Origin of the sequence: Dactylosporangium sp. NPDC006015 (assembly GCF_040614215.1) — a bacterium.
Taxonomy (GTDB): Bacteria; Actinomycetota; Actinomycetes; order Mycobacteriales; family Micromonosporaceae; genus Dactylosporangium; species Dactylosporangium maewongense.
Map to the genome: position 1 here is coordinate 67,030 of NZ_JBEXUD010000045.1, position 23,016 is coordinate 90,045.

General features: G+C 71.9%; 22 protein-coding genes. 12 read left to right on the plus strand and 10 right to left on the minus strand.

Annotated elements, in window-relative coordinates; translation table 11 throughout:
- Window positions 1–878 precede the first annotated feature (878 nt).
- Window positions 879–1,112, plus strand: a complete 234-nt coding sequence (locus tag ABZ321_RS46485; protein WP_354902680.1) for a hypothetical protein — start codon at window positions 879–881, stop codon at window positions 1,110–1,112.
- Window positions 1,113–1,193: 81 nt separating this feature from the next.
- Here the strand turns inward: ABZ321_RS46485 and ABZ321_RS46490 are convergent, their stop codons facing one another.
- The 3 genes from ABZ321_RS46490 to ABZ321_RS46500 are packed head-to-tail and all read right to left on the minus strand — an operon-like array spanning window position 1,194 to window position 3,336.
- Window positions 1,194–1,385 carry a DUF5703 family protein gene (locus ABZ321_RS46490; protein ID WP_327010753.1) on the minus strand — a complete coding sequence of 64 codons (192 nt, stop codon included), beginning with the start codon at window positions 1,383–1,385 and terminating at the stop codon, window positions 1,194–1,196.
- A gap of 12 nt (window positions 1,386–1,397) precedes the next feature.
- Window positions 1,398–2,354 (minus strand): hypothetical protein, encoded by a 957-nt coding sequence (locus tag ABZ321_RS46495; protein WP_354902682.1) that lies wholly within the window; start codon window positions 2,352–2,354, stop codon window positions 1,398–1,400.
- Window positions 2,355–2,364: 10 nt separating this feature from the next.
- A complete protein-coding gene (locus ABZ321_RS46500) occupies window positions 2,365–3,336 on the minus strand; it encodes an aldo/keto reductase (protein ID WP_344502144.1) in 972 nt (323 codons plus the stop codon).
- 105 nt (window positions 3,337–3,441) lie between these two features.
- Here ABZ321_RS46500 and ABZ321_RS46505 point away from each other — a divergent pair, with 105 nt between their 5' ends.
- From ABZ321_RS46505 to mshC, 5 genes are all read left to right on the plus strand, one after another.
- Entirely contained in the window at window positions 3,442–4,491 is a 1,050-nt protein-coding gene (locus tag ABZ321_RS46505) for an LLM class F420-dependent oxidoreductase (RefSeq protein ID WP_354902685.1), read from the plus strand.
- Window positions 4,488–5,186, plus strand: a complete 699-nt coding sequence (locus ABZ321_RS46510; protein ID WP_344502146.1) for an MSMEG_4193 family putative phosphomutase — start codon at window positions 4,488–4,490, stop codon at window positions 5,184–5,186. Before ABZ321_RS46505 ends, ABZ321_RS46510 begins: the two co-directional genes overlap by 4 nt.
- Before the next feature lie 220 nt (window positions 5,187–5,406).
- A complete protein-coding gene (locus ABZ321_RS46515) occupies window positions 5,407–5,970 on the plus strand; it encodes a DUF3090 domain-containing protein (protein ID WP_344502147.1) in 564 nt (187 codons plus the stop codon).
- A gap of 5 nt (window positions 5,971–5,975) precedes the next feature.
- Window positions 5,976–6,779 carry an SCO1664 family protein gene (locus ABZ321_RS46520; RefSeq protein ID WP_354902688.1) on the plus strand — a complete coding sequence of 268 codons (804 nt, stop codon included), beginning with the start codon at window positions 5,976–5,978 and terminating at the stop codon, window positions 6,777–6,779.
- A gap of 74 nt (window positions 6,780–6,853) precedes the next feature.
- Window positions 6,854–8,104, plus strand: a complete 1,251-nt coding sequence (mshC, locus tag ABZ321_RS46525; protein ID WP_354902691.1) for a cysteine--1-D-myo-inosityl 2-amino-2-deoxy-alpha-D-glucopyranoside ligase — start codon at window positions 6,854–6,856, stop codon at window positions 8,102–8,104.
- A 528-nt stretch (window positions 8,105–8,632) separates the two neighbouring features.
- Here the strand turns inward: mshC and ABZ321_RS46530 are convergent.
- Complete coding sequence (locus ABZ321_RS46530) at window positions 8,633–9,505, minus strand: LysR family transcriptional regulator (RefSeq protein WP_354902694.1); 873 nt, start codon at window positions 9,503–9,505, stop codon at window positions 8,633–8,635.
- Window positions 9,506–9,580: 75 nt separating this feature from the next.
- On the opposite strand from ABZ321_RS46530, the gene ABZ321_RS46535 reads away from it, so the two are divergent.
- From ABZ321_RS46535 to mctP, 3 genes are all read left to right on the plus strand, one after another.
- Window positions 9,581–10,504: a pyridoxal-phosphate dependent enzyme gene (locus ABZ321_RS46535; RefSeq protein ID WP_354902696.1), complete on the plus strand. Its 924-nt coding sequence runs from the start codon at window positions 9,581–9,583 to the stop codon at window positions 10,502–10,504.
- Between the two features lie 254 nt (window positions 10,505–10,758).
- On the plus strand, window positions 10,759–10,980 hold the full coding sequence (locus ABZ321_RS46540; protein WP_033357190.1) for a DUF3311 domain-containing protein: 222 nt from the start codon (window positions 10,759–10,761) through the stop codon (window positions 10,978–10,980).
- Between the two features lie 6 nt (window positions 10,981–10,986).
- Window positions 10,987–12,642: a monocarboxylate uptake permease MctP gene (gene mctP / locus ABZ321_RS46545; protein WP_354902699.1), complete on the plus strand. Its 1,656-nt coding sequence runs from the start codon at window positions 10,987–10,989 to the stop codon at window positions 12,640–12,642.
- A gap of 78 nt (window positions 12,643–12,720) precedes the next feature.
- Here mctP and ABZ321_RS46550 read toward each other — a convergent pair whose 3' ends face one another.
- The 3 genes from ABZ321_RS46550 to ABZ321_RS46560 all read right to left on the minus strand — a co-directional run bounded on the left by ABZ321_RS46550 (window position 12,721) and on the right by ABZ321_RS46560 (window position 15,330).
- The gene (locus ABZ321_RS46550) at window positions 12,721–13,818 is read right to left on the minus strand and encodes a hypothetical protein (RefSeq protein ID WP_354902701.1); all 1,098 of its coding nucleotides are present in this window, start codon (window positions 13,816–13,818) and stop codon (window positions 12,721–12,723) included.
- Window positions 13,754–14,344: a SigE family RNA polymerase sigma factor gene (locus tag ABZ321_RS46555; RefSeq protein ID WP_344502154.1), complete on the minus strand. Its 591-nt coding sequence runs from the start codon at window positions 14,342–14,344 to the stop codon at window positions 13,754–13,756. Before ABZ321_RS46555 ends, ABZ321_RS46550 begins: the two co-directional genes overlap by 65 nt.
- A gap of 191 nt (window positions 14,345–14,535) precedes the next feature.
- A complete protein-coding gene (locus tag ABZ321_RS46560; protein ID WP_344502155.1) occupies window positions 14,536–15,330 on the minus strand; it encodes a GntR family transcriptional regulator in 795 nt (264 codons plus the stop codon).
- Between the two features lie 117 nt (window positions 15,331–15,447).
- Here ABZ321_RS46560 and ABZ321_RS46565 point away from each other — a divergent pair, with 117 nt between their 5' ends.
- Window positions 15,448–16,662 carry a pyridoxal phosphate-dependent aminotransferase gene (locus tag ABZ321_RS46565; protein WP_344502156.1) on the plus strand — a complete coding sequence of 405 codons (1,215 nt, stop codon included), beginning with the start codon at window positions 15,448–15,450 and terminating at the stop codon, window positions 16,660–16,662.
- Between the two features lie 12 nt (window positions 16,663–16,674).
- Here the strand turns inward: ABZ321_RS46565 and ABZ321_RS46570 are convergent, their stop codons facing one another.
- Complete coding sequence (locus tag ABZ321_RS46570; protein WP_344502157.1) at window positions 16,675–17,559, minus strand: PAC2 family protein; 885 nt, start codon at window positions 17,557–17,559, stop codon at window positions 16,675–16,677.
- A gap of 105 nt (window positions 17,560–17,664) precedes the next feature.
- On the opposite strand from ABZ321_RS46570, the gene ABZ321_RS46575 reads away from it, so the two are divergent.
- Together ABZ321_RS46575 and ABZ321_RS46580 are read left to right on the plus strand one after the other, a co-directional pair.
- The gene (locus tag ABZ321_RS46575; RefSeq protein ID WP_354902705.1) at window positions 17,665–18,627 is read left to right on the plus strand and encodes a 2-dehydropantoate 2-reductase N-terminal domain-containing protein; all 963 of its coding nucleotides are present in this window, start codon (window positions 17,665–17,667) and stop codon (window positions 18,625–18,627) included.
- 54 nt (window positions 18,628–18,681) lie between these two features.
- The gene (locus tag ABZ321_RS46580) at window positions 18,682–19,317 is read left to right on the plus strand and encodes an HAD family phosphatase (RefSeq protein ID WP_344502341.1); all 636 of its coding nucleotides are present in this window, start codon (window positions 18,682–18,684) and stop codon (window positions 19,315–19,317) included.
- 164 nt (window positions 19,318–19,481) lie between these two features.
- On the opposite strand, the gene ABZ321_RS46585 is transcribed toward ABZ321_RS46580, so the two are convergent.
- Together ABZ321_RS46585 and ABZ321_RS46590 are read right to left on the minus strand one after the other, a co-directional pair.
- Window positions 19,482–22,046, minus strand: coding sequence for an FtsX-like permease family protein (locus ABZ321_RS46585; RefSeq protein WP_354902707.1), 2,565 nt, complete (start codon window positions 22,044–22,046; stop codon window positions 19,482–19,484).
- 2 nt (window positions 22,047–22,048) lie between these two features.
- Window positions 22,049–22,804, minus strand: a complete 756-nt coding sequence (locus ABZ321_RS46590) for an ABC transporter ATP-binding protein (protein WP_344502160.1) — start codon at window positions 22,802–22,804, stop codon at window positions 22,049–22,051.
- Window positions 22,805–23,016: the final 212 nt, after the last annotated feature.

Below are 23,016 nucleotides of genomic sequence, written 5' to 3' on the forward strand. Positions count from 1 at the left end.
CCATGTGGGTAACAGGTCAGGCCAGCACGGAGGTGGGGTTCTTCCGCCCGGCTGGGGACCGGGCGCCAGGTGGCGTGGTCACCGTCCGTGCCGTGGTTGCGGTGATGTTTCCCGGCGGCCGTTCTTGGATGGTCGGGCGCTGTTGAGGCTGTTGCTCGATGCTGCGTGCCGGTGACCAGTGTGCATCAGTTCGATCGCTGGCGCCGGTGTTGCCGGGCGTTGGTTGCGCAGCCGGGGCGTGTGATCGAAGTCGTGTGGTGGTCGTCCGGGCGGCCCGGGGCGTCCTTCGATCATGGTGGTGGGCGGTTGCGCGTCCGTGCCGGGGTTGCGGTGATGTTCGCTGGCGGCCGTTCTCGGATGGTCGGGCGCTGTTGAGGGTGTCGCTCGATGCTGCGCGCCGGTGACCAGTGCGCATCAGGTCGATTGCCGAAGCCGTCGTTGGTTGCGCGGCCAGGGCTTGTGATCGAAGTCGTGTGGTGGTCGCCCGGGCGGCCCGGGGCGTCCTTCGATCATGGTGGCGGGTGGTTGCGGTCCGTGCCGGGGTCGCGGTGATGTTCGCCGGCGGCTGTTCTCGCCTGGTCCAGTGCTGTCGACGGTGTTGCTCGATGCTGCGCGCTGGTGACCAGTGCGCATCGGTTCGATCGCCGGTCCTGGCGGTGGTTGTGCAGGTGGGGCGTGTGATCGAAGTCGGGCGGTGGCCGTCCGGGTGGCCGGAGGTGGCCTTCGATCATGGGGGTGGGGCGCTGTCGGTCGTTGGGTGGGTCTGGGGCTGCGAGGATTGACGGGTGGTGGCTGAGTGGGATGTGTGGGAGCGGCGGAGTGAGGCGGTCACTGGGCTGCTCGGGGCGGGGATGGCTGTGCCGCCATCGAGAGCGGTGATGGTCTCGACGCTGGGGGAGGCGCGGCGGGCGGTGCGGGAGCGCCGGGAGCGGGGGCTGGAGATCGGCGAGTGGCTGGACGGGGAGGTCCGGCTGCGGGGAATGCGGGAGAACGCGGCCGTGCTGGCCGTGCTTGAGGTGCCGGAGTGGCGGGACGGGGTCGCGGCCAGGTATCGCGGGGCGCATCCTGAGCGGGCGGACATCCTTGCGGCGGTGCTGGCCGTCATCGGTTAGGCGCCCGTTGTTCACCGGCCGTGGGTGGTCGGCGTGCGGCTGGGGCGCGCACGATGAGGGTGGATCGGTGGGACCGTGGGCCTACGTGCTGAGGCCGGGCATGGCGTCGCTGGTGAGTTTGCGGCGGAGCATGACCTGGCGGGTGCCGTCCGCGTAGAGGCGGACCCTGGCCAGCTCCCAGCCGCCGTATTCGGCCTGGATCGTCAGCTGTGCGTTGGCGGTGAGCCGGTCGACGTTCGACGGCAGCCGCAACGGCACGTATTCGTAGTCCATGAACCGATATTGCTACGGCGAAATGCGCTGCACCAGCCCTTCAGCCGACCCGGCGACGGCGATCGTGCCGGTGGAGGGGTCGGCGGCGACGGCGATCGGCAGGCGGACGGTAGGGTGGCGCGCGACCTCGCGGGGGGTGCCGCCGCTCAGGTCGTAGCCGACCAGCTCGTTACGTTGGGTGACTGTGACCCACAACGTGGAGCGGGCGAAGGTGAGTGCGTACGGGCCGCCGGGGACGGGGTAGCGCTGGCGCAGGAGGAGCGGGCCGGTCTCGAAGACCAGGAGTTCGCCGTCGCGGGCGTCGAGGACCACGAACCTGCCGGTGTCGTCGGTGGTGACGGTGACGGCGCCGTCGCCGGCGCGGAGGCCTTCGCGGCGGGTGCCGGAGGTGGCGTCGTACACGGTGAGTGACGTCTCGGCGGGGTCCAGGACGCCGATGAGGTCGCCGGTGAGGGCCACGCTGCCGGGGCGGCCGCCGGTGTGGATGGTGCGGGTGACGGCGCCGGTGGGGGAGAGGATGATCACGTCGCCGAGGGTGGGGACGGTGACCGCGGTCCAACCGGACGGGTGCACGGCGAGGGCGGTGCCGGGGGCCGGGAGCTCCCAGCGGTCCGTGGTGCCGCCACCGCCGCCGACGGTCACCACGGTGCTGCCCGCCACGGCGCGGAAGCCGCCGGACGGAAGGGCCACCACGGCTCGTACAGGAGCCGACGTGGGCAACAGCGCAGTGCCTGAGGTGTCCAGAACGGCGAGGCCGGACTGCAGCCCGACGGCTGTCCGTGACCCGGAGACGGCGACGGCGGAGGCGGGTCCGCCGGCCGGGGCGACGGTCCCGGCGGGTGAGACGGACGGTGCCGGCGCCCAGGTGGGGGTCGGGACCGTCGCGTCCGGGTGGCTGACCGGGGCCCCGGAGTCGCACGCGGCGAGGAGCGCTACCAGTACCAGGGACGACAACGCGGATCGGATCATGATCTGCTGATTATGTCTGCCGCTCGGGATAGCCCGACGTCGGAGCCGACACGTCGTCGAGGGCGGCGCGGATCTCGCGGGGCAGCTCGATCTCCTCGGTCTGCAGCGCGCCGAGGAGCTGGCCGACGGTGCGGGCGCCGAGGACGGGGGCGACGACGCCCGGCCGGTCGCGCACCCACGCGAGCGCGACCTCGAGGGGTGACACGCCGAGGCCGCCGGCGGCGGTGGCGACCGCCTCGACGATGCCGGCGCAGCGGTCGTCGAGGTACGGGGCGACGAACCGCTCGAAGTGCGGCGACGCGGCGCGCGAGTCGGCGGGGACGCCGCCGCGGTACTTGCCGGTGAGGACGCCGCGGCCGAGGGGCGACCAGGGCAGCAGGCCGATGCCGAGCGCGGAGCAGGCGGGGATCACCTCGCGCTCGATGCCGCGCTCGAGCAGCGAGTATTCGACCTGCGTGGAGACCAGCGGGGCGCGGCCGGGCCAGGCGGCCTGCCAGGTGGCGGCGCGGGCGGTCTGCCAGCCGGAGAAGTTGGACACACCCGCGTAGCGCGCGCGGCCGGTCTGCACGGCGGTGTCGAGCGCGCTGAGGGTCTCCTCGAGGGGCGTGTCGGGGTCGTACCCGTGGACCTGCCACAGGTCGACGTGGTCGGTGCCGAGGCGTTCGAGGGAGGTGTCGAGGGCGCGCAGCAGGTGGCTGCGGGAGCCGTCGCGGCGGCGCGCCATGCCGGGTCGCAGGCCGGCCTTCGTGGCGATGACCAGCTCTTCGCGGGGCACGAGCCGGCCGACCAGGGCGCCGATCACCGACTCCGCCTCGCCGTCGGCGTAGACGTCGGCGGTGTCCAGCAGCGTGCCGCCCGCGTCGCGGAACGTCTTGAGCTGGGCGGCCGCATCGTCGGCGTCGGTGTCACGGCCCCAGGTCATGGTGCCGAGGGCCAGCCGGGATACCGCCAGCCCGCTACGGCCGAGCGGTCGCTGCTGCATAGGTGGAACGATACGGCCGGATCCCACCGAAGGCGGGTAGGTGGGCACCCCGCTACCCTTGGTGCCGCCCGTGCAGGGTCGCGCGGGGGACCCTGGGAGGCAGTTGTGCGGCTCGCGTTGAACCTCGGATATCTCGCGGCGTGGAATGAACCGGCCGGGCACCTGGCCCTCGCGCAGGAGGCCGACCGCCTCGGTTTCTCCTGCGTGTGGGTGGCGGAGGCGTACGGGTCGGACGCCCCGTCGATGCTCGCGTGGTTCGCGGGCCAGACGGAGCGCATCGAGCTGGGCTCCGCGGTGTTCCAGATCCCGGCCCGGACGCCGGCGATGGCGGCGATGACCGCGGCGACGATCGACAAGCTGTCCGACGGCCGGTTCCGGCTCGGTCTCGGCGTGTCGGGCCCGCAGGTGTCCGAGGGGTGGCACGGCGTCCGGTTCGGCAGGCCGCTGCAGCGCACCCGCGAGTACATCGACATCGTCAACCTCGCGCTGACCCGCAAGACGGTCGCCTACGACGGGCAGCACTACCAGCTGCCGCTGCCCGACGGCCCCGGCAAGGCGCTCAAGCTGACCCTGCACCCGACCCGCGACCACGTCCCGGTGTACCTCGCCGCGGTCGGGCCGAAGAACCTGGAGCTCGCCGGCGAGGTCGCCGACGGGTGGCTGGCGATCTTCTTCTCGCCCGAGTTCGCCGCGGAGTCGCTGAAGCCGATCGAGGCGGGCCGGGCCAAGGCCGGCAAGACGCTCGACGGTTTCGAGATCTGCGCCGGTGTACCGGTGGTCGTCGGCGACGACCCGCAGATGTGCGCGGAGCTGGTGCGGCAGTACGCGGCGCTGTACGTGGGCGGGATGGGCAGCCGCGAGCAGAACTTCTACAACGCGCTCGCCACGCGGATGGGGTACGGCGACGCGGCCCGCGAGGTGCAGGACCTGTACCTGGCGAAGAAGCACCGCGAGGCGGCCGCGGCGATCCCGTTCGAGTTCATCGACCGCACGTCGCTGATCGGGCCCGTCGAGCGGATCGCGGAGCGGCTCAAGGCCTACAAGGAGGCCGGTGTCACCGAGCTGGCGGCGCTGCTCTTCGGCGACCACGAGCACGGCACGCAGACCATGCGGCAGCTGATGCGCGCGTACGAGATGGCAGGCTTGTCCGCGTGACGACACTGCTCCTGCTCCGGCACGGCCGGACCAACACCAACGCCAGCGGGGTGCTCGCCGGCCACCAGCCCGTCGGGCTCGACGAGGTCGGGCAGGCGCAGGCGCTGGCGGTCGGGGAGCGGCTCGCCGCGGCGAAGCTGCCCCTGGCGGCGGTGGTGTCCAGCCCGTTGCCGCGCTGCCGGGAGACGCTGTCGCTGGCTCTTCCCGACTTTTCCGACATTTCGGTGGATGAGGGGATCGTTGAGTGCCGGTACGGTGACTGGACCGGCCGGCCGCTCAAGGAGCTCGCCAAGGAGCCGCTGTGGGCGACGGTGCAGGCGCACCCGTCCGCGGCGGTGTTCCCCGGACCCGACGGCGAGTCGATGGCCGTGATGTCGGCCCGTGCGATCGCCGCCATCCGTACGTGGGACGCCAAGCTCACCGAGTCGCACGGCGCGGACGCGGTCTGGCTCGCGTGCAGCCACGGCGACATCATCAAGGCGATCGTCGCCGACGCGCTCGGCATGCACCTGGACCTGTTCCAGCGCATCGCCGTCGAGCCCGCGTCGGTCACGGTGATCCGGTACACCCCGCTGCGGTCCTTCGTCCTGCGGCTGAACGACACCGGTGGAGACCTGTCGCCGTTCGTCCCCAAGATCGACGAGGAGCCGACGTCGGATGCCGCCGTCGGGGGCGGTTCGGGCGGTTCTGTGTGATCTTGCTGCCTGGCGTGAGCGCTGACCGAAGCATGCGGATAGAGTTCTAGCATGAGCGGTCCGGAGCGTCGCGGACGAGCCGTGAATCGGCAGTTCAGGTGGAGCGCCGGAGCGCAGCGGAGGTGACGGGCATGAGCGGTCCGGAGCGTAGCGGAGGAGCCGTGAATCAGCGGCTCAGGTTGCGCTCACGCCGGCGCCGGAGCGCAGCGGAGGTGACGGTGTGAGCCACCAGGTGTATGCATTTGAGCCGCCCGAGCGGTTCGTCGCGGGGACCGTGGGCGCGCCGGGGGAGCGGACCTTCTTCCTGCAGGCGCGCGGCGGGGGGCGGCTGGTCAGCGTCGCCCTCGAGAAGGTGCAGGTGACCCTCCTGGCCGAGAAGCTCGAGGAGCTCCTGCTGGAGGCCCAGCGCCGCTTCGGCGTCGACCTGCCCGAGACCGCGGCCGTCGACACCAGCGACAACGAGCCGCTCGACACGCCCCTCGACGAGGAGTTCCGGGTCGGCACGCTCGGCCTCGCCTTCGACGTCGACACCGCGACCGTGGTCATCGAGGCCATCGCGGTCGGCGAGGAGGAGGCCGAGGAAGCCGAGGACGAGGACGACGACGAGCTCAGCAGCGCCGACCGGGACCGGCTGCGGGTCCGGCTGACGCCGCAGGCGACCCGCGCGTTCATCGACCGGGCCAAGCGGGTTGTCGCGTCCGGACGGCCGCCCTGCCCGCTGTGCGGCCAGCCCCTCGACGCCCGCGGGCACCTCTGCCCGCGTCACAACGGCTACCGCCGGTAGACGCCGTGCCGGCATTGCCCCAGGACGAGGCGCTGGAGCTGCTCCGCCACGGCACCATGGAGATCGAAGGCCGGCTGATGGACGCGTCCAACGCGACCCTGCGGGCCGTCATCACGCACGGGTCGACCGTCGCCCGGTGCGTGTACAAACCCGTCAGCGGCGAGCGGCCGCTGTGGGACTTCCCCGACGGCACCCTCGCCGGCCGTGAGTACGCGGCCTGGCTGCTGTCCGAGGCCACCGGCTGGTCCGTGGTCCCGCCGACCGTCCTGCGCGACGGGCCTCTCGGCACCGGCATGGTCCAGCTGTGGATCGACGACGAGCTGCAGACCGACGACGCGATCCTCGGCTTCGTGCCCGCCGCCAAGGTCCCACGTACGTGGAAACGCATCCTCAGCGCGCGCGACGAGCGCGGGCGCCCGTTCGTCCTCGCCCATGACGACGACCCCCGGCTCGCGCGGATGGCGGTCTTCGACGCCGTCGCCAACAACGCCGACCGCAAGGGCGGGCACATCATCGACACCGTCGACGGCCGTGTGTACGGCGTCGACCACGGCATCTGCTTCCACGCCGAGGACAAGCTGCGCACCATCCTGTGGGGCTGGGCCGGCGAGCCGCTGCCCGACGAGGCGATCGAGGTGCTGGAGAAGCTGCGCGCCCAGTACACCGCCGGGCTGGCCGAGTCGCTCTCGGACCACCTGACCGCGGCCGAGGTCGGCACCGTCGCGCTGCGGATCACCCAGCTGCTGCAGGAGAAGCGGTATCCGGCCCCCGACGAGGACCGCCACGCCATTCCGTGGCCGCCGATGTAAGGCCCTGTCTACGCTAGGTTCGTCACACCGGTTTCCCCGATGTTTCGGTCGTACCCCGCGGATAGTCTTGGCGGATGGACTCATGGTCGGCACCGGCGGTGCCCACGCTGCCCCGCACCGCTGCCGGTGCGACCACCCTCGCCCTGTTCGACTCCGCGCGCCGCGAGATCGCGCCGGTGCGGATCGAGGGCAGGCCCGCCACCATGTATGTCTGCGGCATCACCCCCTATGACGCCACCCACCTCGGCCACGCCGCCACGATGCTCGCGTTCGACCTGGCCAACCGGGTCTGGCGCGACGCCGGCCACGAGGTCGACTATGTCCAGAACGTCACCGACATCGACGACCCGCTGCTGGAGCGCGCCGCCCGCGACGGCGAGGACTGGGTCGTGCTCGCGATGCGCGAGACCGCCCTCTTCCGCGAGGACATGGAGGCGCTGCGGATCATCCCGCCGAAGCGCTACGTCGGCGCCGTCGAGTCCATCCCGCAGATCGCGCGCAAGGTGTCCGGGCTGATCGCGAGCGGCCACGCGTATGCGCTGGAGGACGGCACCGGCGACGTCTACTTCAGCGTCGCGACCGCCCCCGGCTTCGGCAGCGAGTCCAACCTGTCCCGCACCGAGATGCTCCGCCTCGCCGCCGAGCGCGGCGGCGACCCGCAGCGCCCCGGCAAGCGCGACCCGCTCGACCCGCTGCTCTGGCGCGGCCTGCGCGAGGGCGAGCCCGCGTGGGACGGCGGCGACCTCGGCCCCGGCCGCCCCGGCTGGCACATCGAGTGCGCCGTCATCGCCCAGAGCCTCCTCGGCGACACCATCGACGTCCAGGGCGGCGGCAACGACCTGCTCTTCCCGCACCACGAGTGCTCCGCGGCCCACGCCGAGGCCCTCAGCGGCAAGACCCCCTTCGCCACGCACTACGTGCACGCCGGCATGATCGGCCTCGACGGCGACAAGATGTCCAAGAGCCAGGGCAACCTCGTCTTCGTCTCCCGCCTCCGCGGCGACGGCGTCGACCCGATGGCGGTCCGCCTCGCCCTCCTCGCCGACCACTACCGCAACGACCGCCAGTGGACCGACGACGTCCTCAAGACCGGCCAGCAGCGCCTCTCCCGCTGGCGCTCCGCCGCCAAGGCCACCATCGGCCCGTCCGGCATCGAGCTGCTCGACCAGCTCCGCGACCGCCTCGCCGACGACCTCGACACGCCGGGCGCCCTGGCCGCCGTCGACGCCTGGGTCGACGCCACCCTGGCCGACGCCGGCGACGACCGTGACGCCCCCGCCGTGCTGCGCCTCGCCGTCGACGCCCTGCTGGGCATCAAGTTGTAAGCGGTTCCCACCGCCGGCGCGCCGCCGGGCATCAAGCCCGGGCCCGCGTCGTTGAACCGTTGAAGGAATTGCGCGGGCGGGCAGGCCTGATCGCCGCGCCCGGGTCCGTCGGACGCCCCGGGTCGCCGCCCGGCGGAGGCCCCCCGCCCGCGCTGCTTCACCTCCGTGCCCCGGCCGGGCTACGTCATGAACGGTCGCGAGGGCGCATGGTCGGTCGTTGTTCTGTCAGCCTGCCTGCCTGCCTGCCGGAACGGTGCGGGGGCGTGGCGGCCACCGGGTCTGCCGGTCCCCTCTCATCGCCGCAGGTAACGGGCCGGTCTGTGGCCTCCAAGCGCCAAACGACGGGGAGCCAGAGCAGACCGGTTTCGGAGTCGTTGAGGTGCGGCAAGTGTTCGAGGTCTGCGCGGCGGACGTTGCAGACCGTGAACAGCGCCGTGCGGTGACCAGCACCAAGGTCCACGACCGGTCCGAAGAACTTGCCGCCGGCTTCCGTTGTACGGCAGGCGTGCCACCCGGAGGCCCGGACGGCTATGCGGGCGGCCCGGTGGCCAGGAGGGCGGCGAGCAGGGCGGCGGGGGCGGGCGGGTCCGGGGGCGTGCCGTAGAGGGCGGCGGTCACGCGGCGGCCCGGGCCGGGGAGTGGCTGCGCCCGGACGCCCGCCGAACGGTGCGCGCGCAGCGCCAGGTCCGGCAGGATCGTGACGCCCAGGCCGGCGGCGACCAGGGCCTGCACGGCGACGTAGTCGTCGGTGGTGAAGGCGATCTCCGGCGTGAACCCGGCCGCCGCGCACCGCCGCACGAGGCTCGTCCGGCAGCGTTCGCAGCCGCCGATCCAGCGGGCGCCGGCGAGGCCGGCCAGGTCGCGGGTCTCGGCGAGGCCGGTGACGAGGTGCAGCGGCTCGTCGAACAGCGGGGTCAGCCGGACGCCGTCGTCCGGGCCCGGGTCGCCGGCGGCGTAGTCGAAGACGACCGCCAGGTCGACCTCGCCGGCCTTGAGCAGCCGCAGGGCCTCCGGCGGCTCGGCCTCCACCAGGCTCAGCGCGACGCCCGGGTGCGACGCGGCGAAGCGGGCGGCGGCGAGCGGCACGAACGACCCCAGCGCCGACGGGAACGCGGCGAGCCGCACCCGGCCGGACGTCAGGCCGGTCAGCGACTCGAGCTCGGCCTCGGCGGCGTCGAGCCGGCCCAGGATCTCCTCGGCGCGCTCGGCGAGGAGCCGGCCGGCGGGCGTGAGGCGCACGCCGCGGCCGACGCGCTGCACGAGACACGCGCCCGTCTCGGCCTCGAGGCGCGACAGGTGGTGGCTGACCGACGGCTGGGCGTAGTGCAGCGCCTCGGCGGCGGTGACCGAGCCGTGCCGGGCGACCGCGGCGAGCACCCGCAGGCGCGTCACGTCAAGCATAGATCCCACCTATGAGTTTCCAAGAAACTCGGCATTGGATTTATATATGGTACCGGCACCAAGCTGGAGCGCATGGTGAGTCTCAACGATGTGCTGCGTGCCCGGCGGGTGCTCGACCCGCACCTTCCGGCGACACCGTCCTGGTCGTATCCGTTGCTGGACGAGGTCGCGGGCCGCCGGGTGGTGGTCAAGCACGAGAACGCGCAGCCGACCGGCGCGTTCAAGGTCCGCGGTGCGCTCAACCTCATGGCCGGCCTGGACGCGGGGGAACCCGTCGTCACGTACTCGACCGGCAACCACGCCCGGTCGATCGCGTACGCCGCCCGCGCGTTCGGCGTCCCGGCGCACGTCGTGATGCCTGCCGGGGCAGCGGAGTTCAAGATCCGTGCGGTGCGGGCGCTCGGCGCGACCGTGACGCCGCACGGGGCGAACATGGCCGAGGCGGAGGCGCACGCCGAGGCGCACGCCAGGACGGTCGGCGGGCGGCTGGTCAGCCCGGGCGACGAGCCGGCCGTGATCGCGGGCGTCGGGACCGCCTACCTGGAGCTGTTCGAACGGCACCCGGACCTCGACACGGTGGTGGTGCCGGTCGGCAGCGGTACAGGGGCGGCCGCCGCCTGCATGGTCGCCGCCGCCGTCGCGCCCGGCTGCCGGGTCGTCGGCGTGCAGTCCAGCGCCGCGCCGGCCGCGCACGACTCGTGGCGGTCCGGTGCCTGTGTGCGGCGGGACAACCGGACCAGGGTCGACGGGCTGGCGACGGGGCGCGGGTTCGAGCTGCCGCAGAAGATCCTGCGGGACCTGCTCGCCGACTTCGTGCTCGTCGACGACGACGCGATCGACGACGCCCGGCAGGTGCTGTCCGGCAGCGCGCACACCCAGGCGGAAGGCGCCGGCGCCGCCGCCCTGGCCGTGGTCCTCGCCCGGCCCGACCTGATGGGGGAGCGGGTCGCGGTGATCCTGACCGGCGGCAACGCCACGCCCGCCGAACTGTCGCGATGACCGCCCGCCCGCGCCGGGCACACAGAAAAGGCCCGCGGAAGGGGCCCGCGAGAGGCACACGGAAGGGGGCCGCGGAAGGGCCGCAGGGACCGAACGGGACCCCGTTGGTGTGATCCAGGACACCGTCCGGCGCGCGGAACCGACCGTTCGCCGATCCGTGACCCCACCGGTCAGCGGCCGGGACGCCGATCAGGTTACGTCGATCTACCTGGCCGCCCGCCAGGCGCGCACAACCCTCGTGAAGGAGGTTGGCCGTGACCGGTCCCGAACGCCCCGACACCCCCCGGGCCGCGGACAAGAGCCCGTGGAACTGGCTGTTGTTCATCCCGATCGTGCTGCCGCTGGTCACCGTCTGGTACAACGCCGACAGTCCCCGCCTGCTCGGCTTCCCCCGGTTCTACTGGATGCAACTGGCCATCATCGCCGTCGGCGTCGGCACCACGACGCTGGTCTACCAGATGACGAAGCGGCGGTGACCGGCGATGTGGCGTGACCATCAGGTCGAGATCGCGATCTTCGTCATCCTGTTCGTCGGGGTGAGCGTGGTCGGCTTCGTCGCCGCCCGCTGGCGCCGCCCGGACAACCTCAACCACCTCGACGAGTGGGGACTCGGCGGCCGGAACTTCGGCGGCTGGATCACCTGGTTCCTCGTCGGCGGTGACCTGTACACCGCCTACACGTTCGTCGCCGTCCCGGCGCTGCTGTTCGCGGCCGGCGCGGCCGGCTTCTTCGCCGTGCCGTACACCGTCATCATCTATCCGCTCGTGTTCCTGGTCCTGGTGCGGATGTGGTCCGTGTCGCACCGGCACGGGTTCGTGACGCCGGCCGACTTCGTGCGGGCCCGGTTCCAGTCACCGACGCTCGCGCTGCTGATCGCGGTCACCGGAATCGTGGCGACCATGCCGTACATCGCGCTGCAGCTCGTCGGCATCGAGTCCGTGCTCAAGACGATGGGGGTGACCGGTGAGGGCGCGATCGCCCGGCACCTGCCGATCATCGTCGCGTTCGCGATCCTCGCCGCCTACACCTACTCCAGCGGCCTGCGGGCGCCGGCGCTCATCGCGTTCGTCAAGGACACCCTGATCTACGTCGTCATCCTCGTCGCGGTGTTCTACCTGCCGTACAAGCTCGGCGGCTGGGGCGCGATCTTCGACGCCGCCGACGCGAAGTTCGACAAGACCCCGGCGGCGACCGACGGCATCCTCCTCAACGCCAACAACCAGCTGCAGTACATCACCCTCGCCCTCGGCTCCGCGCTCGCGCTGTTCCTCTACCCGCACAGCCTCACGGGTGTACTGGCGAGCAGGAGCCGCGACGTGATCAAGCGGAACATGTCGGCGCTGCCGGCGTACTCGCTGCTGCTGGGCCTCATCGCGCTGCTCGGGTACGCCGCGATCGCCGCCGGTGTCACCCCGCTGAAGAACCCGAACGGCACCAACGACAACAACACCGTCGTGCCGATGCTGTTCGACAAGCTCTTCCCTGACTGGTTCGCGGGCATCGCGTACGCCGCGATCGGCATCGGCGCGCTCGTCCCCGCCGCCATCATGTCGATCGCCGCCGCGAACCTGTTCACCCGCAACGTGTACCGCGAATACCTGAAGCGCGACGCCACCCCGCACCAGGAGGCGACCGTGTCGAAGGTGACGTCGCTGCTGGTCAAGGTCGGTGCGCTGGTCTTCGTCGTCTTCGTCGACCCGCAGTTCTCCATCGACCTGCAGCTCATCGGCGGCGTCATCATCCTGCAGACCCTGCCGGCGGTCGCGCTGGGCCTGTTCACCAGGTGGTTCCACCGCGGCGCGCTGATCGGCGGGTGGGTCGCCGGGATGGGCCTCGGCGTGTGGATGCTGTACCAGATCCCGAACGCCGCCACGAAGCGCGCCCACTTCGGCGGCTCGGCGTTCCCGTTGAAGGAGTTCGGTTTCGACTCGGCGAAGACGATCTACGTCGGTTTCGTCGCGGTCGCGGTCAACCTGATCGTCGCGGCGCTGCTCACGCTGATCCTGCGGGCCGCGTCGGTCACCGACGGCGGCGACGACACCAGCGCGGCGGACTACTTCGCCGACGAGGGCGACCCGCGCGTCGACACCGCCCGCCCGGCCACCAAGCCGGAGGTCGCCCCCGACCCGATCACCTGACCGATCACCTGAACAACGCCCGGAAACGATGACGGCCACCCACCGACCGGTGGGTGGCCGTCGCCGTCGTCAGGGACGTCAGGCCGGGACGGGCGTCCAGGTGCGCTCGTTCTTCACGTCGGCGAGGGTGGCGCCGTCGAGGACCTTCGTCATCTCCGTGTCGGTCAGCCGTCCGCCGCTGCTGACCTGGATGTTCACGCCGCCGACCCACCGGTTGCAGAAGCCGTTGCCGCAGGTCACGCCCGGCGACGGCTGCTGGTTGGAGTTGGCGGCCGGCACGACGTACACCACGAAGCTGCCCTTCGGGTCGGCGCCGTCCTCACCGCCGAACGGCGTGGTCAGCCCGGCCGTCGGCAGGGCCGGGTTGCTGAACAGCAGGCCCGCGTAGTCGCCGTCGCGGGCGGCGGCGATCCCGTTGAGCCCCGTCATGGCGTGCATCGACGCCTCCTGCAGGCGGTATCCGGCCGGCACGTAGCCCAGCTTCACCGGTGCCTTCGCCGGCACCGGCGTCTGGCCGCGCAGCCCGGCGGCGAGGTCGCGCAGGTCCTTCGCCGACGGGTACGCGGCGTCGTCGGAGCTGGCCTGGATCACCGCCCACGCGTCCGTGTTGTACTGCCACGCCAGCGTCCGCCGCGTCGCCCAGCCGAGGTACGGGCCGCCGGCCTCCAGCCCGGGCCGCCCGCCGACGGTCACCGGCTGCGTGCCGGTCAGCTTCGACGGGTCGTACGCGCCGGCCCGGTACACGGTCAGGTACGCGTACAGCTTCTTGCCGTCCTGCGCCGGCGCGTTCGGGTCGGCGGCCTTGTCGGTGGTGGTCAGCCCGTCCGCGTACACGGAGGCGAGCTGGTACGCCGTCGACACGTCGACCGGCTGCGCCACCCGCAGCTTCCCGACCTTGTAACCACCGAACGTGAACGTGAACGGCTCCGCCGTCGCGGGCACCGGCTGGTTGTTCTCCGGGGCACCCATCTGGAGCTGTGCCTCCTCGCCGCCCCGTCCGAGGGCGGGCACGGCGACGGCGGCGGCGATCACCCCCAGTACCGCGGCCGCGGCGGCACCGGTCGCCACCCGGCGGCGGCGCTGGACCCGCCGGCCCGCCGCCAGGATCTGGTCAGCGTCGTGCCGCAGCGGCGGTGGCTCTGACGTCGCCAGCTCCACCAGGTCCTGCATCTGCATTGGTCCACTCTCCGAGTTCAGACGGTTCATCCAAGACCACGCCTCCGGCGGCGAGGGCCGCCCGGAGATTCGCCAGACCTCTGGTCGTCTGGCTCCTGACCGATGCGGCCCGGATCCCGAGCACCTCCGCGGCCTCCTCGGCCGTCATGCCCAGGTAGTACCGCAGCACCAGCACCGCCCGCTGCCGGACGGGCACCGCCTGCAGCGCCCTGCGCACGGTCAGGCGTTCGTCGGCGACACCGCTGGGATCGGCCTGCGCGACGTCCGGCACCTGGTCGCCGGCGGACCGTTCCCGCCGCCACCACGGCCGCCGGGTCTCGTCGATCGCCGCACGCACGACCATCGTCTGCGCGTACAGGTCCGGTCGGTCGAGCCGCGACCAGCGCGGATACAACTTGGCCAGGGCGTTGGCGACGGCGTCCTCCGCCGAGTGCCAGTCCCCGCACGTGACGTATGCCAGGTTTCGCAGCGCCGCCATCCGCGCCGCCACGAACTCCCGGAACCCGTCCGGATCCTCTGCCTTCAAAGGGCCGCTCCCTCCGCCGCGGATAGAACGGTCCCCGCCCACCCGAACGCTGCACGCCCGCCGGAACTTTTCTCGGGATGTGCGGTCGCAAGTGTGCCGGACCGGCCTGACCTGCGGCGTCGCATCGGGAGCCGGTCGTCGTGCGACGACCGGCTGCGGCGGTGGGGGACCGGCGGAGAGTCCGGGTGGGGCTAGCCGAGGGCCAGGTCGGGCTCGTCGGTGGGGAGGCCGGGGCGGACGCCGGGGATCTTGTACTCCTCGGTCAGCGAGGTCATCGGGCCCGGCCAGGCGGCCTGGGCGACCTCGATCGGCTTGTGCTCGGCGTCGTACGCGATGTGCAGCAGCACCAGGACGGGCGTGTCGGGGCGGATCTGCAGCAGCTCCGCCTCCTCGCGGGTGGGGAGGCGGGCGCTGACCTGGTCGCGGGCGCTCGTGTAGCGGCGGCCCGTCTCGGCCTCGACCTCCTGGTACAGCGGGCGGTCGAACACGTCGGGGCGCTCGATGGAGGTGCCGCGGACGTCGGCGGGGCGGAACCAGGAGGCGCCGACCTCGACCGGGGCGTCGCCGGTGCGGACGAGGTGGCGGCGGACGAGCAGGTGGACACCGACGTCGATGCCGAAGGCCTCGGCGACGTCCGGGGGGCAGGGCATGGCGCCGACCTGCATCAGGTGCTGGCGGTAGCGGGCGGCGAGCTCGGCGTGGTAGCCGCGCTCCGCGCCGTAGCGCCCGCGGGAGAGCCGGTTCATCCGGCGCTTCGTGCCGCGGACGAACGTCCCCGAACCGGGACGGGTGATCAGCAGGCCCTCGATCCGCAGCTGGTCGATGGTGCGCTGGACGGTCTGCTTGGCGACCCCGAACTGGGTGGCGAGCGACGGGATCGACGGCAGTCGCTCACCGGGGGCCCAGTCGCCACGGTGGATCCGGGCCCGGAGCTGCGCGGCGATCTGCCGGTGCGGGAACTCCGCGGCCCCAGGGTTGATGGTCATACATAGAAGACTAGCCTCCTAGGAAGCTGGAGGCAAGGTGGTTCACGGAACACGTCATGCGCCACATGATGGGAAGTGGCTACTGAGGCATGGGAGCGGGCCTCGTACTGTGGCTGCATGCAGGTGACTCAGTCCGCGAAGCTGGCCAACGTCTGTTACGACATCCGCGGACCGGTCATGGCCGCCGCCAAGCAGATGGAGGCCGAAGGCCACCACATCCTGAAGCTCAACATCGGCAACCCGGCGCCGTTCGGGTTCGATGCGCCGGAGGAGATCCTCCAGGACGTCATCCTGAACCTGCCCTCCGCCCACGGCTACGGCGACTCCAAGGGCCTGCTGTCGGCCCGGCGCGCGGTCGTGCAGTACTACCAGCAGAAGCAGGTCTACGGCGTCGACATCGAGGACGTGTACCTCGGCAACGGCGTCTCCGAGCTCATCGTGATGGCGCTGCAGGCGCTGCTGGACAACGGCGACGAGGTGCTGATCCCCTCGCCGGACTACCCGCTGTGGACCGCGTCGGTCAGCCTGTGCGGCGGGCGGGCCGTGCACTACATCTGCGACGAGACCAACGACTGGATGCCGGACGTCGACGACATCGCCAAGAAGGTCACGCCGCGCACCAAGGCGATCGTCGTCATCAACCCCAACAACCCGACCGGCGCGGTGTACTCGCGGGAGATGATCGAGCGGATCACCGAGGTCGCCCGCCGGCACAACCTGCTGGTCTTCTCCGACGAGATCTACGACAAGATCCTCTACGACGACACGACGCACGTGTCGACGGCCGCGGTCGCGCCGGACCTGCTGACGCTCACGTTCAACGGGCTCTCCAAGGCGTACCGGGTGGCGGGCTTCCGCACCGGCTGGCTGGTGCTGTCCGGGCCGAAGCAGCACGCGACCAGCTACATCGAGGGCCTGGACATCCTCGCCAACATGCGGCTGTGCCCCAACGTGCCGACGCAGCACGCCGTGCAGACGGCGCTCGGCGGGTACCAGAGCATCAACGACCTCATCCTGCCCGGGGGCAGGCTGCTCGCCCAGCGTGACATCGCGTGGCGGATGCTGAACGAGATCCCGGGCGTGTCGTGCACGAAGCCGCAGGGCGCGCTCTACATGTTCCCGCGGATCGACCCCGAGGTGCACCCGATCAAGGACGACCTGCAGTTCGCGCTCGACCTGCTCCGCAAGGAGAAGCTCATGGTCGTGCAGGGCACCGGGTTCAACTGGCACAATCCGGACCACTTCCGGATCGTGACGCTGCCGCGGGTGTCCGACCTGGAGGACGCGATCGGGCGGATCGGCCGCTTCCTCAGCACGTACCGCCAGGTCTGACCAACGTAGCCGCTACCAAGCGCCCGTCGCGGAAGGGCCGGCCTGGCCCCCGCGGCGGCGCAGGTACTTCTCGAACTCCTGTGCGATCTCGTCGCCCGACAGCGGCTGCAGGCCCGCGTCGCCGGAGCGCTCCTCCAGCTCGCGGACATACTCGGCGAGCTCGGCGTCCTGCTCGGCGGCCTGCTTGAGCCGCTCCTCCCACTCCGAGGACTCCTTCGCCAGGTCGCCGGTCGGCACCGGCAGGTCCAGGACCTCCTCGACGCGGTGCAGCAGCGCGAGGGTCGCCTTCGGGCACGGCGGGTTGTTGGCGTAGTGCGGCACGTGCACCCAGAAGGACACGGCCTCCAGGTCGGCGCGGGCGCACGCGTCGTGCAGGACCCCCACGATGCCGGTCGGTCCCTCGTACCGCGTGGGCGTCAGGCCGAGCCGCTCGCCGGCGTCGCCGGTGGTGGCGCCGCGGGGCGCGGAGCCGCTGACGGGCAGCGGGCGGGTGTATGGCACGTCGGCGAGCAGGGCGCCGAGCAGCACGATCCGGCTCACCTCGAGGCTGTGGCAGACCTCGAGGACCTGCTCGCAGAACGTGCGCCACCGCATGCTCGGCTCGATCCCGCGGATGAGGACGATGTCACGCTCCGCATCGGGCGGCGTGGCCACCGAGAAGCGGGTGGTGGGCCACTCGATGCGGCGGGTCTCGCCCTCGGACATCATCACCGTCGGCCGGTTGACCTGGAAGTCGTAGAAGTCCTCCGGGTCGAGCGAGGCGATGGGCTCGGCGCCCCATTCCTGTTCGAGGTGCTCGACGACGGCGGTCGACGCGTCGGCAGCGTCGTTCCACCCTTCGAACGCGGCAATCGCGACAGGGGAGCGCAGCACGGGCAGGCCGTCGAACTCGGTCACGGTCCCAGCCTACGTTGGACACCGCCGGATGGCTTGCCGGCCGCGCCCAGGGTGTCGATTTTCAAGATCACGTCCGGTCCGGCCGGCGGCGAATACCCTGGGTCGATGCGATGGCTGATGTACGGGGCGGGTGCGGTCGGCGGTGTGGTCGCGGGCCGGCTGGCGATGGCCGGGCACGACGTGGCGGTCGTCGCGCGGGGCGCGCACCTGGCGGCGATCCGCCGCGACGGGTTGACGCTGCGCCAGCCGTCGGGTGACACGGTCGTCAAGCTCGACGCGGTCGAGCACCCGGGGGACACGCACAAGGACGTCGTCGTGCTCGGCATGAAGAGCATGGACACCGCGGCCGCGCTGGTCGCCCTCGAAGGGTTCGACGGGCCGGTCGTGTGCCTGCAGAACGGGGTCGCCAACGAGCGCGCCGCCCTGCGGCACTTCGCCCAGGTGTACGGCGTCCACGTGATCCTGCCCGGCAGCCACCTGGAGCCCGGCGTGGTGACCGCGCACTGCGCCCCGGTCCCCGGCATCCTCGACCTCGGCCGGTTCCCGTCCGGCAGCGACGCGACCGCGCAGGCCCTGGCCCGCGACCTGGAGTCGGCCGGGTTCGTGTCGCAGCCGCGGCCGGACATCATGCGCTGGAAGTACCGCAAGCTGCTGATGAACCTCGGCAACGCCGTGGAGGCGCTGTGCGGCCGGGTCGACGGCGTCGACGAGGCGGCCGAGCCGGTCCGGGCGGAGGGCGAGGCGGTGCTGCGGCACGCGGGGATCGACGTGGCGTCCGCGGCGGAGGACCGGGAGCGCCGCGGCGACATCATGCGCTGGCCCGGGGGCGTGGGGCGGGCCGGCGGGTCGTCGTGGCAGAGCCTGGCCAGGGGCACCGGCACCGTGGAGGCCGACTACCTCAACGGCGAGATCGTGCTGCTCGGCCGCCTGCACGGGGTGCCGACCCCGGCGAACGAGACGGCGCGGCGGCTCGTGCAGCGCGCGGCCCGGTCGGGCGCACGGCCGGGCTCGATGACGCCGGCGGAGTTTCTGCACGCCGTGAGTTTGAGCACGAATGACGGCCGGTGACCGCCCCGCTCAGGCAGGATCCGTCAGGTGGCTTCTGACGACCGGCTCGCGGCCGTGCTCTTCGACATGGACGGCACCCTCGTCGACAGCGAGAAGGTGTGGTCCGTCGGCCTGACCGAGCTCGCCGCGCACTACGGCGGTGAACTGTCCGCGCAGGCCAGGCACGCGATGGTCGGCAGCAACATGACCGACTCGATGCGGCTGCTGCACGCCGACCTCGGCCTGCCGGCCAGCATCAGCACCGACGCGAGCGTCCGGTGGCTGGAGGCGCGGGTGAAGGAGCTCTTCCACGGTGGCGTCGAGTGGCGTCCCGGCGCGAAGGAGCTGCTCGCCGCGCTGCGTGCGGAGGGTGTACCGCTCGCGCTGGTCACCGCCACGCACCGGCACCTGGTGGACGTGGCCCTGCTGACGATCGGGGCGGACAACTTCGACGCGGTCGTCGCCGGCGACGAGGTGGACCAGACGAAGCCGCACCCGATGCCGTACCTGACGGCGGCGCGGCTCGTCGGGGCGGTCGCGATGGACTGCGTCGCGGTGGAGGACTCGCCGAACGGCGTGCGCAGCGCCCGGGCCGCCGGCTGCGCGGTCCTCGCCGTGCCGTGCGAGGTCGACCTGGACCCCACCGGCGTGACCCTCGTCGAGTCGCTGCTCGACGTCGACGTCGCTTACCTGCGCAAACTGGTCGCGTAGCGGCGCGCGCCGGCGGCGGGACGGCGTCCGGTCTTCGGTCGCCTGGCGAGGTCGCGGATCACTGTGCGGACCGGTCGCGCCGCGGGTGTCCGTACCGACGCGGAAACCGGAAACGGAGAAGGGGCGCCTCCCCGAGCAGGCGCCCCTTGGTCCGTGCGACGTGGTCAGTCGTGCGCGATCGCCTGCAGGACGTTGACCCGCGAGGCCCGGATCGACGGCAGGATCGCCGCGAGGACCCCGACCAGGGCGGCGAGCAGCAGGTACGTCGCCATCTGCGTCCACGGGAAGGCCATCTTCGAGAAGCCGTCGTCCTTCAGCGCCCGGACCACGGCCGCGCCGAGGCCGGTGCCGACCGCGAGGCCGAGCAGCGCGCCGAACGTGGAGATGACGACCGCCTCGACGGTGACCATCCGCATCGTCTGCGCCCTGCGCATCCCGATGGCGCGGAGCAGCCCGAGCTCGCGGGTCCGCTCCAGCACCGACAGGGCGAGGGTGTTGACGATGCCGAGGACCGCGATGAGGATCGCCAGCGCCAGCAGGATCTGGATCATGGTGAGCAGCTGGTCGAACTGCGCGGACTGCGCGTCGACGAACTCGGCCCGGTTCGCGACCGACACCTCCGGGTTGTCGACGAGCAGCTGGTCGACCTGCCGCTGGATGTCGGCGACCGCCGTGCCCTCGGTGACCCTGATGTAGCCCCAGGACGGCTGGGGACTGCGGAAGTCCTTCACCACGTCACCGGAGACGATGGTGCCGCCCATGACGTCGCTGCGCTTGTACAGGCCGACGACGGTGACCGTGTGCGGCGCGCCGCGGCTGAACTGGATCGTCATCGTCGAGCCGAGCTTCAGGCCGCGCTTCTGCGCGTTCTCGGTGTCCACGACGGCCTGGTTCGGGCCAGTCCAGTTGAGCGTGCCCTCGGTCGGGGTCATCTTGAACATGCCGGCGTAGGCGGCCATGTCGGATGTCGCGGAGATGCCGGTGCCGCCGCCGCCCTCCAGCTGCCCGAAGTCCCAGTACTCGCTGGCGGTGCTGGCCACGCCGGGCAGCTTCGCCGCGGCGTCCATCACGGCCGGGTCGAACTTCGCCGGCCCGTTGTCGTCGCCGTCGCCGGAGATGATCAGGTCGACGGTGACCTGGGTCGCGGCCTGCGACGACAGGCTCTGCTTCGCCGAGGCGAGGATGACGTTGACGCCGGTGATCAGGGCGAGGCCGACCATGAGCGCGGCCGCGGTGATCGCGGTGCGCCGCGGGTTGCGGCCCGAGTTGAGCCGGCCCAGCTTGCCCGGCACCGACCAGGAGAACAGCCGACCGAGCAGCGCGACCACCGGCCGGGCCAGCAGCGGCGTGAGCAGCGCGACGCCGATGAAGCTGATCAGGACGCCGCCGAGGATGAGCCACAGCGTGTTGTCGCCCTGACCGGCGAGGCCGAGGCCGAGCATGGTGCCGCCGGCCGCGCCGATGAGGGCGCCGCTGACGGTGAGCTTGGTCAGCGGGCGGTCCGGGGTCGCGACCTCCTGCAGCGCCGCGATCGGCGGGATGCGGGAGGCGCGCAGCGCCGGCAGGACCGCGGCGACGACCGTCACCAGCAGACCGACGACGAACGCGCTGATCACGGCGGCGGCGGGCACGCCGACGCTGGCGAGGGCGACGCCGCTGACGTTGCCGAACACCCAGGCGAGCAGGACACCGACGCCGACGCCGGCGGCGAGGCCCAGGACCGAGGCGATGAGCCCGATCGCGACCGCCTCGATGATCACCGAGCCGAGCGTCTGGCCGCGGCTGCCGCCGAGGGCCCGCATCAGCGCCAGCTCACGCGTCCGCTGCGCGACGATGATCGAGAACGTGTTGAGGATGAGGAACGTGCCGACGAACAGGGCGACACCCGCGAAGCCGATCAGGACGTTGTTGAAGAACGACAGCCCCTCCCGGAAGTCCTTCGTCGTCTCGTCCTGCAGCTGCTTGCCGGTCTTGACCTGGAACCCGCCGGCCTGGCCGCTCTCGCCGCCGAGCGCGGCGGCGACGTCGGCGCGCAGCTGGTCGTGGGTGACGCCGGGCGCCGCGGTGACCTTCAGCGAGCTGTACACGTCCTTCTCGCCGAGCATCAGCTCCTGCGCGACCGGCGTGGTGAAGAAGACCTCGAGCGAGCCGCCGAGGGAGTCACGGTCGCCGCTGTAGCCGACGATGCCGACGAGCTTGAACACCTTCTTGCCGGGCTGCAGCGTCAGTACGCCGACGTCGTCGCCGACCTTGATGCCGGCGGCCTTCGCCGTGGTCGCGTTGACCACGATCTCGTCGTCGGCCTGCGGGCCGCGGCCCTCCCGCAGCTGCATCAGGTCGGACGTGCCGACCCAGTTCTCGCCGAGGCGCGGCGGGCCGAACGTGGTGACGACCTTGCCGTTCTTGCCGATGACGCGGGCGCCGTCGGAATTGGCCTCGCCGACGACCTTCGCGACGCCTGGCACGTTCTTCACCTTGTCCAGCGTCGCCGCCGGGATGTTCGACGCCTGCGACGGCCCCATGTCCTGGCCGTCGACCTTCGGCTTCTGCGTCACCTGGACGTCGGTGTCCTCGAACACCGACGCGAACAGGCTGTCGAACGAGCGTCCCATCGTGTCGGTGAGCACGAACGCCCCCGACACGAACATCACCCCCAGCACGACGGCCAGCCCGGACAGGACCAGCCGCAGCTTGCGGGAGAGCAGGCTCTTCAGTGTGGCGCGCAGCATCGTCAGGCCGCCTTGTCGAGACGCTTGAGACGGTCGAGGACGGCGTCGGCGGTCGGCGCGTACAGCTCGTCGACGATGTGCCCGTCGGCGAGGAACACGACCCGGTCGGCGTAGGAGGCGGCGTTGGGGTCGTGGGTGACCATGACGATGGTCTGGCCGAAGTCGCGGACCGAGTTGCGCAGGAACGCGAGGACCTCGGCGCCGGACCGCGAGTCGAGGTTGCCGGTCGGCTCGTCGGCGAAGATGACCTCCGGCCGGGACACGAGCGCCCGCGCGCACGCGACCCGCTGCTGCTGGCCGCCGGACAGCTGGCTCGGCCGGTGCTTGAGCCGGTCCCGCAGGCCGACGGTCTCGATCACGGTGTTGTACCAGGCGGCGTCCGGCTTCCTGCCCGAGATCGACAGCGGCAGCAGGATGTTCTCCTCGGCGGTCAGCGTCGGCAGCAGGTTGAACTGCTGGAAGATGAACCCGACCTTCGTGCGGCGCAGGTTCGTCAGGCCCCGGTCCGACAGGCCGGTGATCTTCGAGTCGCCGATGTAGACCTCGCCGCGCGACACGGCGTCCAGCCCGGCCAGGCAGTGCATGAGCGTCGACTTGCCCGAGCCCGACGGGCCCATGATCGCGGTGAACCGGCCCTTCTCGAGCTCCACGGAAACGCCGCCGAGCGCGTTGACCTGCGCCTCGCCCGTGCCGTAGACCTTCCAGACGTCGACCGCCTTCGCGGCCACCTCGGTGCGCGTCGCAACCGATGCAGTCATGATTCCCCCTGGTGAATGGTGTGCCTTCATCCTCGGGGCGGTTCCGGCTCGTCTCGTCCGCCCGCAGGGCGACCCGACCACCGGTTTTGGGCGGGGGTTTGGCCCGGAGCGGAAATCAGGGTCAACCCCTAGCCCGCGTTTCTCAGCCTTCACAGAAAGGGCTCCGGAAAAGCGGAAAAGCCGGTCGGGGGAGACCCCCGACCGGCTTTGTC

Bases quoted from the DNA above. Each gene is read 5' to 3' on its own strand.
- ABZ321_RS46490 (WP_327010753.1), bottom strand. From the start codon at position 1,385: ATGGACTACGAATACGTGCCGTTGCGGCTGCCGTCGAACGTCGACCGG.
- ABZ321_RS46565 (WP_344502156.1), top strand. From the start codon at position 15,448: ATGCAGGTGACTCAGTCCGCGAAGCTGGCCAACGTCTGTTACGACATC.
- ABZ321_RS46485 (WP_354902680.1), top strand. From the start codon at position 879: ATGGTCTCGACGCTGGGGGAGGCGCGGCGGGCGGTGCGGGAGCGCCGG.
- ABZ321_RS46585 (WP_354902707.1), bottom strand. From the start codon at position 22,046: ATGCTGCGCGCCACACTGAAGAGCCTGCTCTCCCGCAAGCTGCGGCTG.
- ABZ321_RS46495 (WP_354902682.1), bottom strand. From the start codon at position 2,354: ATGATCCGATCCGCGTTGTCGTCCCTGGTACTGGTAGCGCTCCTCGCC.
- ABZ321_RS46500 (WP_344502144.1), bottom strand. From the start codon at position 3,336: ATGCAGCAGCGACCGCTCGGCCGTAGCGGGCTGGCGGTATCCCGGCTG.
- ABZ321_RS46560 (WP_344502155.1), bottom strand. From the start codon at position 15,330: ATGACCATCAACCCTGGGGCCGCGGAGTTCCCGCACCGGCAGATCGCC.
- ABZ321_RS46590 (WP_344502160.1), bottom strand. From the start codon at position 22,804: ATGACTGCATCGGTTGCGACGCGCACCGAGGTGGCCGCGAAGGCGGTC.
- ABZ321_RS46550 (WP_354902701.1), bottom strand. From the start codon at position 13,818: ATGCAGATGCAGGACCTGGTGGAGCTGGCGACGTCAGAGCCACCGCCG.
- mctP (WP_354902699.1), top strand. From the start codon at position 10,987: ATGTGGCGTGACCATCAGGTCGAGATCGCGATCTTCGTCATCCTGTTC.
- ABZ321_RS46530 (WP_354902694.1), bottom strand. From the start codon at position 9,505: ATGCTTGACGTGACGCGCCTGCGGGTGCTCGCCGCGGTCGCCCGGCAC.
- ABZ321_RS46575 (WP_354902705.1), top strand. From the start codon at position 17,665: ATGCGATGGCTGATGTACGGGGCGGGTGCGGTCGGCGGTGTGGTCGCG.
- mshC (WP_354902691.1), top strand. From the start codon at position 6,854: ATGGACTCATGGTCGGCACCGGCGGTGCCCACGCTGCCCCGCACCGCT.